Raw genomic sequence first — 14,748 nt, forward strand, 5'->3', positions numbered from 1 at the left:
TCAGGCGTCGCCTTGCTTCGGGATACGGCCCCACTCGTCGATGGCGCGCAGCGGCGGCGTGGCGGCGATGACCTTGGTGAAGCTGACCTTCTCGCTGGCGGCGGTGAGCGCGGCGAGGGCCGCGGCCAGGCCGACAAGCCCGGTCCGCGAGGCGCGCGCGGCGGCGGCGACCCCGAGCGCGGCGCCGAGGGCGTTGGCCCCGCAGTCACCGAGCATCGCCTGCTCACCGAGGTCTTCGGGCAGCAGCGCGGCGGCGCCACCGAGGGCCGCCGCCGTGAGGAGTCCGCTGGGGGATCCCCGCAGCACACCGCCGGCGGCGCCGATCACGGCGGCCTTGGTGGCGCGTCCGGGACGGAGGTCGAAGAGGTTCACGACGTTGGCGGCCCCGGCGACGACCAGGCCGGCCAGGACCCGGTCGAGCGGATCGCGGCGGACGACGGCACCGGCGGCCAGACCGATCGCTCCGATGCCGAGGATCTTGACGGCCCCGGTGGTGACCTCGCCGTGCGCGAGGGCGGAGAGGTGACCGCGGAAGCCCTTGGCGGCGCCGCGCTCGTTGAGGTCGTCGTAGAGGCCGACGGCGCCGGCGCCCAGGGCCGCACCGCAACCGGCGAGGCGGAGCGTGCTGGGCAGGCCCGGGGCGAGCAGGGCGGCCGCGGCGACGCCGAGGGTGACGGCGGGACCTTCGAGGAGGGTGAGCTCGCGGCCGCGATTGTTCTTACGGATCCAGCACTCCCGGCCGCCGGGAGGCCGCGCGTTCAGCAGACGATACGCACCGCGGGCGGCTCCCCCGCCGAGGGCGGCAGCCGCCACGACTCCGCCCACACCGACCACCCGCTCGACGCTACCCGCTCCGGGCGCGCGGGAGGCTGAACGACGCGCGCCGGAACCGTTCGCACTGATGAACACGCTCGGCAACCTACCCGCCGCCGCGGCTGAGCGGCCAGCATCGGCGGCCAAGCCGATCAGCCCGGCCACTCCGCCGGCCCGCCACCCGGCCGCGGCGCCCGACCGGCCGGCACCGCCGACCGATCCAGCCGATGTGCCACCCCGCACCCGCCATCCGCCCACCGGCGACAAACCTCTCCCCATACCGGCGCGCCGCCGTCTCAGTGCAGGTCCGGCAGCGGCCCGTCGGCCGTCCCGGTGAGTCCGTAGTGCCCGGTCTTGCCGCCGGCGGCCTCGGCCAGGGCGAACACCGTGATGATGCGCCCGGAGGGCTGGTCGGCGGTGTCGGCCGTCGACACGTTCTTCGACACCCAGTTGTCCTTCAGCGCCGCGGCGAGCAGGCCCGGGGAGGCCGCCGAGGACGCCGGGCCGGCCAGGACCGCGCCGAGGGAGCGGCCGCCGCCGGTCAGGTCCTTGAGGAAGCCCAGGTACAGGGTGTCGGCGGCGTCGTTGGCCGCCGAGCCGGAGGAGGGGGCCGGCGGGGCCAGGACCACCACCAGGTCCGCGGAGCTGGCGCTGGCCGACTTCACGTCCAGGAAGCCCGCATTGCTGTACGCGGTGAGCACGTCCTGGGACGCCTGGTCGGTGATCGTCTGCTCGCCGACGCCGGCCGGGGTGGCCGGTATCCGGTGCACCACCGCGCCGGCGATGTCGGCCAGGGCGATGACCGGGGAGGGGGGCGCGGAGCTCGCCGACGAGGACGGGCTCGGCAGCTGCGCTCCCCCGCGCTCGGCGGCCGGGAGCTTCGCGGCGGCCGCGGACAGCTTGCCGGCCTGGCCCGGGTCCAGCAGCGCCGACTTCAGGCTCACCTCGCCGGTGACCTCGGCACCGGCCTTGCCCAGCAGATCGGCCATGGCGTCGCCGGCCGAGCCGTCGGCGCCGGGCAGCATCACCACGGCCACCGAGTGGCCGGTGAGCTTGCCGGCCACGGCGTCCGGACCGAGCGCGGCGATGAGGCTGTCCCGGTCCCGGACCTGGGCGTTGAGCTCGTTCTGGGTGCTGTGCAGGGTCTGGTTCTGGCCGCGCAGCGAGGACAGCTGGTTGTTCAGCTCGTCGTAGGCGACCTTGCTCAGGTAGGAGGAGCCGATGACCAGGCCGACGGTCAGGGCCAGGAAGACCGCGACGATGGAGACGACGTGGTACCGGAAGTCGATCACGTGAACAGTCCCCGCAGCCGGAATAGGGGGCTTTGCCACCCGCTGGGAGCAGCGCCGACGCCTGCCGGGCGTACCGAGGCCGCCACCGGCAGAGGATCATTCCCTGAGCGCCCTTCGGGCCGTCGTTGCCGCACGTATCTCCCAGCTCACGGACGAATCGGTCTCGATCCAACGACCGGTCAAGTCAGGTGAAGCCTACGCGCTCGCCCGCCGGTAGCCGGTAGTCGGCTATGTCCGCAGGATCTCAGACCACCGACCGATGGTTCGTCGGCCGAGCCCCGTACGGCTTCCGCTCGATTGAGGCACCCGACGGCGAGGACAAGACCCTTGAGCACGACCCGGCACAGGTCCGCATTCTCCACTGGATGCGCGCTGAGATGGTCGGAGGACGGTCGCTCAATGCCGTCGTAGACGACCGGACGACTACGTCGAGGCCATGGTCTGGTTGGTGGGTCGAACGCTGTCGGACCCGAAACACTTCCACCGCTCGTACTCGACCCTGGAGATCGACCGCCTCACGAACGCCCGGCCAAACACCGAGACCGCGTCAAGCGCGTCGCCCGATACACCTCCTTCGAGCAGCAGCAGGCCACGGCGCACGAAGCTCCCTACTGGCGTGCCATGTGCATGCGCATCTCGCTGGGAGCGTCGACGATCAGGTCGCCGGACAGGTCGACGGTGACGCTGTGCAGGGTGCCGGTGAAGGCGAACGGCGCTTGGTAGTCGAAGGTGATCGCCGACCCCGGGTTGGCGCCGCAGCACATGCCGCCCGGGTTGAACGCGACCGGTGTCGTCATCGGCATGTCCGTCTCGCCCACCAGCCGACTGTCGATGTACAACTGCGCGCGGCCGGGTGATCCCTTGCCGTGCGGGATGTCCGGCTGGCCGGTGGGCTCGAACTCGAAACGGAGCGTGTGCCGTCCCTCGGACAGCGGCTCGTCCGACTTCACGGAGTGCATTACGCGGTTGACGTAGTTGTGGACGTAGTGCAGGCGGTCGTCCTTGACGTACAGGGCCCAGCCTCCGGAGCCGGTGCCCTGGCACAGCAGGACGCCCTGTGCGCCGCCGGACGGGATCTCCACCTCGGCGGTCACGCTGTGCGGCCGGTTGAGCACCCGAGGCGCGACGGCGGCGGGAACCACCTGGGTACCGGGGCGGAACAAGTAGCTGGTCCGAGCCTCGGTGACCTGCGGGCGCTCGACCAGCATCCGGTGCAGGACACTACCGTCGATCGGCAGCACGCCGTACTTGCCAGCCTCGACGTACCACAGCGCGATCATCTCGATGAGCTTGGCGCGGTGGTCGTCGTCAGCGAGGTTCGTGTTCTCAGTGAGGTCCTCGTCGACGTGGTACAGCTCCCAGTGGTGCGCGTCCAGATCGTCCAGGGCCTCCGCCGTGATCGGAGTGCCGAACGGCTGTGCCGCCTCCGCGAACGAGGACCCGGGCCACGGGCACACGGCCCGCCATCCCTTGTGATCGATGGCCCGGTGGCCGAGCATCTCGTAGTACTGGGTGTGGTGGCGCGTAGCCGCGGCGGCGTCCGTGAACGTGTGTGCGAAGCTGACGCCATGCAAAGACGACTGGGTGACCCCGTGGATCGTCGCCGGCGGTTCGAGCCCCAGCACGTCGAGCACGGTGGGGACCATGTCGATGAGGTGAGCGAACTGTGTGCGGATCTCACCGCGCGCGCGGATCCGCTGGGGCCAGTGGACCAGGAACGGATCGCTGACGCCGCCGCGGTAGGTCTCACGCTTCCAGCGCCGGAACGGGGTGTTCCCCGCCCACGTCCAGCCCCACGGGTAGTGGTTGAACGTCGTCGGACCGCCGAGCTCGTCGATCCGGGCCAGGCTCTCCGCCAACGACTCCGGGGCGTTGTTGAAGAACTGGAGCTCGTTGGTGGTGCCGGTGAGCCCGCCCTCCGCGCTGGCGCCGTTGTCGGACACCACCATGATCAGGGTGTTGTCGAGTTCGCCGGTCTCCTTCAGGAAGTCCAGCAGCCGTCCGATGTGGTGGTCGGTGTGGCTGAGGAATCCGGCGAAGACCTCCATCATGCGGGCGGCGAGCCGCCGCGCGTCCGGGGACAGCGATTCCCACTCGGGCACGTCGGGATCGTGCCGTGACAGCTGTGCATCCGCCGGCAAGACTCCGAGTTGCTTCTGCCGGTCGAAGGTCTTTTGGCGGTAGGCGTCCCAGCCGTCGTCGAAGTGGCCCCGGTAGCGGTCGGCCCACTCCTTGGGCACGTGGTGCGGGGCGTGCGTGGCGCCTGGGCAGAAGTGCATGTAGAACGGCTTGTCCGGAGCCACCTGCTTGAGGTCGGCGATGAACGAGATCGCCTTGTCGGTCAGGTCGGCAGTGAGGTGGTAGCCCTCCTCGGGCGTCGCCGGCGGCTCGACCTGGTGGTTGTCGTAAACCAAGTCGGGATACCACTGGCTGGTGTCGCCCCCCAGGAAGCCGTAGAAGCGCTCGAAGCCACGGCCCAGCGGCCAGCGGTCGTACGGCCCGGCCGCCGACTCGTGCTCCGAGGGCACCAGATGCCACTTGCCCACCATGTAGGTGCTGTAGCCGTGCTGAAGCAGCATCTCGGACAGGAACCCGTTCTCGAACGGGATCTGCCCGTTGTAGCCGGGGTACCCGGTGGCGGCCTCGGTGATGGCGGCCATGCCGTTGGCGTGGTGGTTGCGGCCGGTGACGATGCACGAGCGGGACGGCGAGCACAGCGCTGTGGTGTGCATGTTGTTGTACAGCAGCCCACCTGCGGCCAACGCGTCCAGGTTGGGTGTCGCGATCGGGCTGCCGTAGCAGCCCAGCTGCCCGAATCCGGTGTCGTCCAGGACGATGAACAGCACGTTCGGCGCCCCAGGGACCGCCCTCACCGGCCGCGGCCACGCCGGGCTGGACTCGTCGGTCGTCCGCCCGATCGTCCCTGGGAACGTCTGCCCGGGCCCGTACTCGCTCAACGCCTGTGACATGACTGTCTCCGCTCCACCGGCACGCATCTCATCTCGCGCAGGGCGCATGTGCAAACGCTCCTGGACGGGGATGGGCCTGCGGGCTTCCGTATCCGGTCGTCGCCCCTGGGCCGGGGCTCAGGGCCGACGCTAGGCAACGCGGAACACCACGGCCACAGCGGATAGGCCAGCTGGGTGCGCTCCTGCTGGCGATCCATGGGTACCTGCCGCTCCGTCTCAGGAGATCTCGCAACGAGATCCGACATTCGGCATCTCGGGGCGACTCTCAGACGGCGAATGCTGAAGCACCCCACCGGAGGAACGCGTCAGCTTTCTTCCGCATCCGGGGCCTTGTTCAGCTCATCACGTGCCGCATGCTCGACGAGGAGGGGGATGAACAGACGGATTCGGCTGCCGTCGAAGCTGTGATAGGCGTGCTCCACCAGGTCCGCCACCCGCTGGGGTGCCGCGTCGGCGAAGATCCGCTGCAGACGTGCCGTCAGGGCGGTGATCGCGTCCTGCTCCATGTGGGTGGACCGGTTCGGCATGGCCTCTCCGAGATGATCTCCCTGCGGTGGCTGCGTCGACAAGGACGGCCGGAGTCACGCAGGCCGCCTCCAAGCTACTTCGGCGCCACACCTGACGCCAGGGTCCAAAGACCTTGGTCCAAAGACCTTGGTCCAAAGACCTTGGTCCAAAGCGACTCGCCTCACCCCGGCCATCATGACCTCGGCCCCGGACTGTCCGCGGGAGTGATCAGCCCGTAGTGGCCGTCGTAGCGGTGATACAGGACGTTCGCCCTGCCGGCTGTGGGATCAACGAAGAACACGAACGGCAGGCCGAGGGCTTCGAGCCGTTCGGCGGCCTGGCCGGTACTCAAAACGGGGGCTGAGACTTGGCTGATCGTCAACGGCACCGCGGAAGGGCCCTGCTCCGGAAAGGAGGTGGTGTGCGCCATCCGCAAGCCAGTGGGGCCGGCACGGTAGATCACGCTGTCCATTCCGGTGCCGGCGTCCGTGAAAAGGTGGAAGTCGTAGTCCATCGAGTCCATCTCGAACGCGGCCTCGTCGGGTGACTCCCACGGCAGTGCGAACGACGTGTGCCGGATGATCTCGCGGTCCTCCACCGGGCGCGGAAAGTGATCCGGACGGCGGGCCGACTCGCTGATGTGCCGCCACTGCCCAGGACCGGGCCTGCCTCCACGCCGGGCCTCCCAGTGCTCGTTGGCGTCGGCCAGCCGCCGCTGGAGGCGTCCCGTCAGCAGGTCCACCGCCTCTCGCATGGTGGCCGCGGCCGCGTGGGCACGTATCAGGCGGCCGTCCAGGTCCACCACCGCTTGGACGACCGCCGGACGCGGCACAGCATGGTCCCGTCCCTGGATCAGCTTCACTCGCATGAACAGGATCGGTTCGCGCACCCGACCGGCCAGCGCTGCCGTCTTGGCGCGGGCGTAGTCGACGACCCACGCCGCGACCTGCCCTTGGACGACGGTCTGCACCTGTAAAACGGTGCTCGTCTGCCTCATGGCTCACTCCTTGTGTCGTTCCAGGTCGACGACCTGCGACATCTTGATCACATCGCGTTTGGCGGGGCACCGCCAGGGCCTTTCGAACCCCGTTCGCATCGGGCTTCCGGCCCTGCGGCTTGTCGGTATCGAGTCCTTCTGGTCCGGCCGACGGGTTCGTGCCGCAGGAAGACGTCATTCAGTCCGTGACATCACGGTCTTTCAACACGGCGGTTCCGATCAGCGTGCAGATGATGAGGTAGGCGGCCGCGCAGGTCGCGCCCTGGACGAGGGTTGCCCAGTCCGAAAGCGGCACCCAGCCCGTAGAAGGGCCAGGACGAGCCGACACCGCCGCTACCGTCTCCGCCTCTACTGGCCGCGGATAGCTTGAGAAGTTCCTGTCAGGCCTCTGCAAGACCGATCCGGCGCCGCGCCCGAAAGCCTGGCCGGAGTAGGCGACGACCCTGGAGTCCGGCAAAGGCCGACCCGAGCAGCCCTGTGGCGTAAGCAGTGGATGAGGGCCCTTGTCGCACGAACCCTGCCATTCGGCCCTGACACCCACTCGGGAGCGCTTCCTACTCTGGCATCAGGGACCGGCACCCGAATAGACCGCCCATGACAACAGAATTCTCCGATACCCGGGAGCAGAAGATGAGCGTCAGCTCTACCGTCAACCCCACCCGCCGCACCATCGCCGTTGCCTGCTTTGCTGGAGCATCGCTGACCGGTATCGCCGCCTGTGCGTCCACTGGGACCGGCGCCGGAACGTCCGGCGGATCCCCGCCGTCACGGAGTTCCTCTGCCGGACCACCCACGTCACCGGCCTCATCCGCTACGCCCGCGACGGGTTCGGCCTCCGCCTCCGCGCCTGCGATGTCATCGTCAGGCGGTACCCCGGCCGCCTGCCTGGCGTCGGATCTGGCCGGCCGATGGACAGGCGTCCCCGGCAGCCACGGAATGGGCAACGTCTCATCGGACCTCGCATTGCACAACACGTCGACCCACGCCTGCATCGTCGACGGATACCCGGCCTTCACCCTTCATTCGGCCGCGGGCACGGTTCTGCCCACCCACATCAGGCTCGACGCTCTCCCGGTGCCGACGCTGATCGTCCAGCCCGGGGGTTGGGTCCATTCCGAACTCCGCTACTCCACCGACATCCCCGGCAGCGGCGAGCCGATGTCAGGACCCTGCGAGCCGCTGGCCGCCTATACGCTCGCGACGGTCGCCGGCAGCAGCGGCACGGTCCGCGCGATGCTGGATGTGCCCCAGCCGATCTGCAGTCGGGGACAGGTCGAAGCCAAGCCGTACGCCTCCGGTCCGTCGAGCCCCACCGGCGGCTGAACCCGACTCGCCGGCTCGGCGGGACCCTTCATCGACCCCCACCAGATCCTCGCCCGCTTCCCGTCGGTAGCCGCCCGCTCGCCCGGCCTCGCGTTCGGCGCCTACGGCGTCGCCGTGAACGGGCTTCCGGGCTAAGTCCGAGAAGTGCTGTCAACGGTCTCCCTCACCAGGATCAGGGACTTTCGGCCCTACTGGCACGCGGGATCGGGACTATCGTGGGGAATGGACCTGCGGGGCGAGCGAGGGAGCCTGAAACGGAACGCTGATCTCGAAAAGGGTTACCTGAGTGAGATCGCGTGACGGGATGGGCTGAGAGGCTGGAAGGCTGATGAGGCCGGACAGCGACCTCCACCACCTGATCCGGGCAATGCCGGCGAAGGGAGCCCACCTTGCAGGTTCCCATAAGGCTCAAGAATCGCCAGCAGTCCGGCCCCGTTGTGTCCCGAGACGAGACTGTGCGGCGAAGCGGCCAAGTGGCGCCAGGCTGTGCGTTGCTTTCGTGGGCCTGGCCGCGGTCATGCTCACCGGCTGCACTCCGGCCGATCCGGGATGACTCCGTGGTGAAACCAGTTCAGTTCTGCCGGTGACGGATGATCACCACCGGACAGGCGGCGTGTTGTGCGCATGGTGAAGCCCGGGGCCCAGGCCCACCCGTAGGCGGAGGGGAAGTCCCAGACGTAGACCGCGTGCAGGTCGGCGCCTGTGAGCCGGGCCTGGTCGGCGGCCCAGCACAGGGCGTCTGCGCTGGAGTCGGAGCCGTCGACGCCGGCCACGATGATGGAAGTGCTGGTCGTCTCGGTCAAGGCCGGGTTTCCTCTCGCTGCTGTGTCTTTCCACGGCCTGACGCCGTAGCGGTCTTGCCTCGCCGGCGGACCGGCGGCCGGTCCGGACCTGCACTCCAGCACTCAGAAGGTGAAGACCAGCCGGGCGGGAACCTCACCGGCCAGCACCTCATCAATGCACCTGTTCACCTTGTGCAGGTCGCGTTCCTCGGCGATGACCTTGGTCCGGCCGGCCGCGTGCAGCGCGAACACGTCGGCGAGGTCCTGGCGGGTGCCGACGATCGAACCGATGACGGACTTGCCGCTCAGCACCAGGTCGAAGATCGAGATCGTCATCTCGTCGTCCGCGGGCAGCGCCACACAGACCAGGCGCCCGCCACGGCACAGCGAGGAAAAGGCCTGCTCGAAGACTCGCGGCGAGGCGGCCAGCACGATCGCGACATCGGCCCCGCCCAGGCGGCCGACCGCCTCGACCGGATCGGTCGTCCGCGCGTTCACCACGTGATCGGCGCCCAGCTCGCGCGCCAGGTCGAGCTTGGCGTCCTCGACGTCGACGGCGATCACCCGGGCGCCGAAGTCGCGCGCGTACTGCAGCGCGAGGTGTCCCAGGCCGCCGATGCCGAAGACCGCCGCGGTTTCTCCAGGCTGGATCCCCGAGACCTTCACCGCCTTGAACGACGTGACGCCGGCGCAGGTCAGGGGCGCCGCATCGAACGACGACACGCCGTCCGGAACGGTCACGACATGGCTGTCCGCGGCCACCGCGTACTCCGCCCAGGCGCCGTCCACCGAGTAGCCGCTGTTCTGCTGCCCTCGCACAAGGTCTCCCTGCCGCTCACGCAGTACCGGCAGTGGCCACAGGCCGACCCGAGCCAGGCCATGGCGACCCGGTCACCGACCTGGTGCAGTGAGGCACCCGGGCCGGTGCGTTCGACGATGCCCACGCCCTCGTGGCCGGGGATGAACGGCGGTTTCGGCTTGACCGGCCAGTCCCCGCGGGCGGCGTGGATGTCGGTGTGGCACAGCCCCGAGGTCAGCATCCTGATCAGGACCTGGCCCGGCCCCGGCTCGGGAACCGGCAGCTCGCTGATCACCAGTCTGTCGCCCAGTTTGGGGACGACCGCGGCCCGCATCATCGTCGTGATCCTTCCTTGCTGCCGGTTCCCGGCTCTCCACGCCGGCGGGTCCGGTCCGCCTCCCTCCGGGGAGATGAAGCCGAAGCCCTTCTCACTGTTGAACCACTTCACAGGGCCTTGCCGCGCCGCATCGGACGTCCTGACGCCGACGCATCAGCGCTCGGGGACGATGACGACGGGACAGTGCGCGTGGTGCGGAAGCGAATGGGCCAGTCCGCCGAGCCGCATCCCTCGCCGTCACGGTGCGGTCGGCCGGCGATGACCAGCAGGTAGCCGCGGGCGCCGGCCTCGAGGAGAAGGTCCCGGGCCGGTGCCGATGTCTCACGGGTCCTGTCGTCGCCGGTCCGGCTCTGTGATGGGTTCGGCAAGATCGGCCATGGTGCCCCGCTCCCCGGTGCCGGGTCGGCTGCCTCAGGCGGCGCAGATGCGCTCGACGAACTCGGCGATCTGCTCGTCCGGCAGGTTGCGGGCGATGTCCGCCTCGCTGATCATCCCGACCAGCTTCTTGTCCCTGACCACCGGCAGCCGCCGGATCCGGTGGTTCTCCATCGCCGCCAGCACATCGCTGACGTCGTCGTCCGCCTCGACCCAGCGCGGAGTACCCTCGCACAACGACCCCGCGGTCACCTTCGACGGATCATGTCCCATCGCCACACACTTCACCACGATGTCGCGATCCGTGATGATCCCGCACATCCGCTCGTTCGCATCAGCCACCGGCAACGCGCCGATGTCGGACTCGCGCATCATCTGCGCGGCGCGATCCAGCGTCTCGGTCGCCGGGATCCAACGAGCGTTCTTGTGCATGATCTGCTCCGCGGTGGTCATCGCATACCCCATCTCAACTCGAACCCGATTCCGCTCAGGCCCTGAAGACCCCCTTCATCCTCCCGATGCCGCGCGCCCACGGTCGGCTGGATGCCGCCCTTCGGTGCACCGGAGCCGCGCAACAACATCGTCACCTGCACGGCTGTCGCCGGTCCGGCTGTTGACCGGCCCCTGCGAGATGGCTCCCCTCGCCGGCGTGGTCCGGATCAGGTGGTGGCGCCGACCCCCGACTGGCCCCCATCGCGATTGGCTCGGCGACATGCATGGGAGAAAACGGATCATGAGCAGTGACGACAAGGCGGTCCTCGAAGGCGGGCCTGAGGAGTTGGCCGGCCGCATCGTTCCGATCGAGACGCCGGGATCCGATCTGAAGATCCCGTTCCGTAACGGCTACGAGCACTTCAGGGCCACGTCGCGGCATGCCGACACCGCGGAGGGCGAGCTGGCCGTCTATGAGTGGTGGGAGCGGACCGAGTCGCCCGCGTAGCCGCGGGCGACCGGGCACCGCGATTCTTGCGTCGCGCTCCACGCCAGCCGCTTCCTGGACCGCCCTGGCCCGGTCGACTCCGCGTGGCGCGCACCCGCGAACGAGGTCGCACCAGGACCAACGACCTTGCCCCCACCGGGACGTCCAGCCCTGGACGAAGGACTGGGCCGGCGCGACTGCGAAAGGGGATGTCAAAGACAGCACTCCGCCTTGGAGGTTCCCATGAACACGACCGTCGCCGTCGGATTCGACCGCACCTCCTCGGGCGAGTACGCACTGCACGTCGCCGCGCGCGAAGCGGACATCCGCAGCGGATCCCTGGTCGTCATCACCGCCTACCACTGGCTGACGCCGCCGGAACCCGGGTCCCCGGCGTCCGCCGACACCGAGGCGACCGCGCGCAAGGCCGCCGAGGAGGTCGCCGAGTACGGCGCCGGCCAAGTCCGCACCCACCGTCCCGACCTGTCCGTCGAGCCACGCGCCGTGCCCGGCTACGCCGGCAACGTACTCGCCGAGGCCGGCCACACCGCCGATCTGCTGGTGGTGGGCAACCGGGGCGCCGGCGGGTTCCGGGGCCTGCAGCTGGGCTCCACCTCGCTGCGGACCCTGGCCGGCGCCTGCTGCCCGGTGATCGTGGTCCGCGGCAACGCCATTGACGCCCACCAACGGATCATCGCCGCCGTCGACATCGACGAGGACTGCGACACCGTCCTGGACTTCGCCTACGACGAAGCGGCGCGCCGCAAGGCCGGGCTGACCGTGACACACGTCTGGGACGAGCCCTGGATCATCGCCTACGGACAGCAGGACCCGGGCATCGCCGAAGACATCGCCCGCATCGAACGCGAACGCGAAGACCGGCTCGCGGCCCTGGTGCGCTCCACCGAAGCACACCACCCCGCCACCCACGCCTTCCACCAGGTCTGCACCGGCTCGACAGCAGGCCTGCTGATCGACGCCTCCCAACACGCGGACCTGCTCGTCACCGGCGCACGCCGACACGCCGAAGGACGGCACGGCATGCTCCTCGGGCCCGCGACCCAGGCGCTACTACGCCACGCGCACTGCCCGGTCGCCGTGGTACCCCTGAGCTGACGAAATCGAAATCCCCGACCGGTTCGAGGCCGGGACACAGACATCAAGGCCCTCGTCCATGGCCGCCGACCGTGAGATGCCGACAAGACACACCCATTGGCGTGCGGTGAGGACGCGGCGGTGCCCTGAGCCTGGTCGGCCACACACCACGCGTGCCATGGCCGCCACCGGTCCACCCTGCCATCCGTGCCGGGCGTTCCTCCGCTCCAGTCACCTCGACCTCGTGTCCGATACCGGTCCCGGCGATCGCCGGGACCGGCCGCCGTCGACACGGCTGGGGCGCGCGCCATCGGACCCCACACACCGGCGTCGTGCGACACCCGACCTGATTTGTCAGTGTCGGTGCTTGTGCCCGGCCTCGTTCTGCGCGGCGATCTCGGCCTGCGCTTTGGCGATCCGCTCTTGCTCGTACCGCTTCAGCGTCGCTTCGGCATCGGCGATCTTCTGTGCGTGCGCGGTTTCGAGAGCGGGCATGTCGATGACTGCCTTGGAATGGTCGGCGGGGTCATACCGGACCGGCACCTTGTCACCGACACGGAGGATGCCGACTCTCGCCCGCTTGGTCCACCGGTGGACGATCTCGGTCTCTGTGCCGTCCTCGAACTTGACGTGGACGTGCATCGAGTAGTCGAGCTCGCCGCCGAACTGGTCGTGGGCGATCTCCTTGTGGCTCGTGACCACCCCTTGGGCCGTGGCGCCGTGCTTGAGAAGGCGATGCTGATCGAACATCCCGGTTTGCCCCGACTCTCTGTCGCCGCCGTCGCATCACCATCCGGACGGATGTTCGCCCAGTATCCAACACACGGAAGTCATCGCGCGAGAGTCCTCGGGCTATCCCCGTCACCGCATGGGGCATCTGTACCCGGTTGATCACCCTCTCCGCGCGGCTGCACGCGGTCAACGCCCTGATTCGTAGACCCTGGCTTGAGTCCGGCCCTCCTCCTCGAAGGAGTAAGCCCGTGATCAACAGAGTGCCGTGCTCGCCGGTCCGTCTTTGCAGTCGCGTGGCTTGGCCCGGGCTCCACGAGTCTTGAGCCGTACCGTGACCGTGGTGCCGACGCCCACGGTGGACTCCACCCTGACCTGCCCTTGATGGGCGTGGATGATCGCCTCCACGATGGCCAGCCCGAGGCCGGATCCGCCGTACGCACGGCTGCGGCTGGCCTCGGCGCGGCCAGAAGCGTTCGAAGACGCGCGGGAGATCTTGCGGGGCGATGCCGGGGCCGTCGTCGGCCACGTCGATCTGGACGCGGCCCGCGCTCGTCGTGACGGCGACGTGCACAGCGGTCCCGGCCGGGGTGTGCTGGACGGCGTTGCCGACCAGGTTGCGCAGTACCTGCTGGAGGCGCGCGGCGTCGCCGGTCACCAAAGCGGGGCCGGCGGTGGTCAGTGTGATGGTGCGGTCGGGGTGGATGACGTGCGCGTCCTCCACCACGCCTGCGGTCAGCGAGGTCACCTCGACCGGTGCTTGTTCCACAGGCCGGCCGGCGTCCAGGCCGGGCCCGGTGAGCGCGCTCTGACGGTGCAGATCGAGCCAGCCGGAGATCGTGGACAGCGGGGTGCGCAGTTCGTGCGAGGTGTCCGCCGCCAGCGACCGCACCGCGGCCTCGGCGCGGGCCTGGGCGTCGAAGGCCCGGTTGACTGCCTCGGCCAACTGGTCGGTCTCGCTGCGGTCGCCGCGGATAGGAAGGCGTTCGGTCAGGTGGCCTTCGGCGATGGTGTCGGCGCTGTCGGCCATCTCGGCCAGCGGCCGCAGCCAGTTCATCGGCCGAGCTCAGGCCTCGATGGTCAGTGCAACCAGCGACCCCTGGCGGACGGCGTCGCCGCGAGCGCCCGAGAAGCAAGCTGCGGGGATGAACGCGGCCGCGCCAGCGGCAGGCGTGACGCTGCGTCGAGAGGGCAGGTTCGTCGATCCTCCAGAATTCGCTCGTCGCGACCTGTCGGTATAGAGAGGCGACCCTCGACCACGAGTTGTTATATAAGCAACGGGGGATGCGTCTACACTGGGGATATGGCTGCTGAACAGATGGCATCGGACGCAGTGGACACCGCGGTCTTGCTGAGGCGGGCACAGCTGCGCAAGCAGATGGCTTGCGAGGCCGAACTGGCCCGGGTCGGACTGACGTTGCCGCAGTGGGGGATGCTGCACGCCGTCGCCACGACACCAGACTCCTCGACGCACGCGCTCGCTCTGTTCACCGGGCAGTCGGACCAGTCTGCGGGTGCGCTGGTGGCCCGGCTGGGAGAACGGGGCCTGCTGGAGCGGCGACCCGGCTTCGGGAAGGCGATCCTGCACCGGATCACTCCAGCGGGTGAGGAACTGGCGAAGTCCGGCGATGCCATCATGGACGAGGTGATGGACAGGTTGCTGGCCGGGCTGTCCGATCAGGAGGTTCAGACGCTGCGTCGCTGCCTGCGGGAGATTGCCGAAGCCGCCCTGCCGGCGGTTTAGGCGCCCTGGTGCGCCTCTCCGCGCCAGCAGGCGGCGGAACGATGTGCGGTAGCCGGCCTCGGACCTG

13 protein-coding genes, 2 pseudogenes and 1 riboswitch are annotated in these 14,748 nt (G+C 69.4%); of the genes and pseudogenes, 4 read left to right on the forward strand and 11 right to left on the reverse strand.

Translation table 11 applies throughout. From position 1 onward, the window contains the following. The 5 genes from ABH926_RS42210 to ABH926_RS42230 form a co-directional block, all read right to left on the reverse strand. Entirely contained in the window at nt 1-834 is an 834-nt protein-coding gene (locus ABH926_RS42210; RefSeq protein ID WP_370372087.1) for a hypothetical protein, read from the reverse strand. A 275-nt stretch (nt 835-1,109) separates the two neighbouring features. Continuing rightward, a complete protein-coding gene (locus ABH926_RS42215; protein ID WP_370372089.1) occupies nt 1,110-2,105 on the reverse strand; it encodes a copper transporter in 996 nt (331 codons plus the stop codon). Between the two features lie 608 nt (nt 2,106-2,713). Further along, on the reverse strand, nt 2,714-5,074 hold the full coding sequence (locus tag ABH926_RS42220; protein WP_370372091.1) for an arylsulfatase: 2,361 nt from the start codon (nt 5,072-5,074) through the stop codon (nt 2,714-2,716). Nucleotides 5,075-5,379: 305 nt separating this feature from the next. Next, complete coding sequence (locus tag ABH926_RS42225) at nt 5,380-5,601, reverse strand: three-helix bundle dimerization domain-containing protein (RefSeq protein WP_370372092.1); 222 nt, start codon at nt 5,599-5,601, stop codon at nt 5,380-5,382. A gap of 173 nt (nt 5,602-5,774) precedes the next feature. Continuing rightward, entirely contained in the window at nt 5,775-6,578 is an 804-nt protein-coding gene (locus ABH926_RS42230; protein WP_370372094.1) for an HPF/RaiA family ribosome-associated protein, read from the reverse strand. An 852-nt stretch (nt 6,579-7,430) separates the two neighbouring features. On the opposite strand from ABH926_RS42230, the gene ABH926_RS42235 reads away from it, so the two are divergent. After that, nucleotides 7,431-7,901, forward strand: coding sequence for a DUF4232 domain-containing protein (locus tag ABH926_RS42235; RefSeq protein ID WP_370372096.1), 471 nt, complete (start codon nt 7,431-7,433; stop codon nt 7,899-7,901). Nucleotides 7,902-8,132: 231 nt separating this feature from the next. Next, a riboswitch (TPP riboswitch) is annotated at nt 8,133-8,300 on the forward strand. 122 nt (nt 8,301-8,422) lie between these two features. On the opposite strand, the gene ABH926_RS42240 is transcribed toward ABH926_RS42235, so the two are convergent. From ABH926_RS42240 to ABH926_RS42250, 3 genes and pseudogenes are all read right to left on the reverse strand, one after another. Next, the gene (locus tag ABH926_RS42240; protein ID WP_370372097.1) at nt 8,423-8,704 is read right to left on the reverse strand and encodes a universal stress protein; all 282 of its coding nucleotides are present in this window, start codon (nt 8,702-8,704) and stop codon (nt 8,423-8,425) included. 102 nt (nt 8,705-8,806) lie between these two features. After that, nucleotides 8,807-9,816, reverse strand: a pseudogene (locus ABH926_RS42245) (zinc-dependent alcohol dehydrogenase). 414 nt (nt 9,817-10,230) lie between these two features. After that, nucleotides 10,231-10,647, reverse strand: a complete 417-nt coding sequence (locus tag ABH926_RS42250; RefSeq protein ID WP_370372098.1) for a CBS domain-containing protein — start codon at nt 10,645-10,647, stop codon at nt 10,231-10,233. A gap of 280 nt (nt 10,648-10,927) precedes the next feature. On the opposite strand from ABH926_RS42250, the gene ABH926_RS42255 reads away from it, so the two are divergent. Together ABH926_RS42255 and ABH926_RS42260 are read left to right on the forward strand one after the other, a co-directional pair. Continuing rightward, nucleotides 10,928-11,134, forward strand: coding sequence for a DUF5988 family protein (locus ABH926_RS42255; protein WP_370372100.1), 207 nt, complete (start codon nt 10,928-10,930; stop codon nt 11,132-11,134). A 222-nt stretch (nt 11,135-11,356) separates the two neighbouring features. Continuing rightward, nucleotides 11,357-12,229: a universal stress protein gene (locus tag ABH926_RS42260; RefSeq protein WP_370372101.1), complete on the forward strand. Its 873-nt coding sequence runs from the start codon at nt 11,357-11,359 to the stop codon at nt 12,227-12,229. Nucleotides 12,230-12,562: 333 nt separating this feature from the next. On the opposite strand, the gene ABH926_RS42265 is transcribed toward ABH926_RS42260, so the two are convergent. The 3 genes and pseudogenes from ABH926_RS42265 to ABH926_RS42275 all read right to left on the reverse strand — a co-directional run. After that, on the reverse strand, nt 12,563-12,958 hold the full coding sequence (locus ABH926_RS42265; RefSeq protein WP_370372103.1) for a DUF3592 domain-containing protein: 396 nt from the start codon (nt 12,956-12,958) through the stop codon (nt 12,563-12,565). 234 nt (nt 12,959-13,192) lie between these two features. After that, nucleotides 13,193-13,345, reverse strand: coding sequence for a hypothetical protein (locus tag ABH926_RS42270; RefSeq protein WP_370372105.1), 153 nt, complete (start codon nt 13,343-13,345; stop codon nt 13,193-13,195). A gap of 115 nt (nt 13,346-13,460) precedes the next feature. Further along, a pseudogene (locus tag ABH926_RS42275) lies at nt 13,461-13,994 on the reverse strand (HAMP domain-containing protein); the annotation flags it as partial. Between the two features lie 321 nt (nt 13,995-14,315). Here ABH926_RS42275 and ABH926_RS42280 point away from each other — a divergent pair. After that, nucleotides 14,316-14,681 carry a MarR family winged helix-turn-helix transcriptional regulator gene (locus ABH926_RS42280; RefSeq protein WP_370372213.1) on the forward strand — a complete coding sequence of 122 codons (366 nt, stop codon included), beginning with the start codon at nt 14,316-14,318 and terminating at the stop codon, nt 14,679-14,681. Nucleotides 14,682-14,748: the final 67 nt, after the last annotated feature.

The organism is Catenulispora sp. GP43, assembly GCF_041260665.1.
GTDB lineage: Bacteria > Actinomycetota > Actinomycetes > Streptomycetales > Catenulisporaceae > Catenulispora.

Bases quoted from the DNA above. Each gene is read 5' to 3' on its own strand.
- ABH926_RS42220 (WP_370372091.1), bottom strand. From the start codon at position 5,074: ATGTCACAGGCGTTGAGCGAGTACGGGCCCGGGCAGACGTTCCCAGGG.
- ABH926_RS42225 (WP_370372092.1), bottom strand. From the start codon at position 5,601: ATGCCGAACCGGTCCACCCACATGGAGCAGGACGCGATCACCGCCCTG.
- ABH926_RS42230 (WP_370372094.1), bottom strand. From the start codon at position 6,578: ATGAGGCAGACGAGCACCGTTTTACAGGTGCAGACCGTCGTCCAAGGG.
- ABH926_RS42235 (WP_370372096.1), top strand. From the start codon at position 7,431: ATGTCATCGTCAGGCGGTACCCCGGCCGCCTGCCTGGCGTCGGATCTG.
- ABH926_RS42250 (WP_370372098.1), bottom strand. From the start codon at position 10,647: ATGACCACCGCGGAGCAGATCATGCACAAGAACGCTCGTTGGATCCCG.
- ABH926_RS42255 (WP_370372100.1), top strand. From the start codon at position 10,928: ATGAGCAGTGACGACAAGGCGGTCCTCGAAGGCGGGCCTGAGGAGTTG.
- ABH926_RS42260 (WP_370372101.1), top strand. From the start codon at position 11,357: ATGAACACGACCGTCGCCGTCGGATTCGACCGCACCTCCTCGGGCGAG.
- ABH926_RS42265 (WP_370372103.1), bottom strand. From the start codon at position 12,958: ATGTTCGATCAGCATCGCCTTCTCAAGCACGGCGCCACGGCCCAAGGG.
- ABH926_RS42280 (WP_370372213.1), top strand. From the start codon at position 14,316: ATGGCTTGCGAGGCCGAACTGGCCCGGGTCGGACTGACGTTGCCGCAG.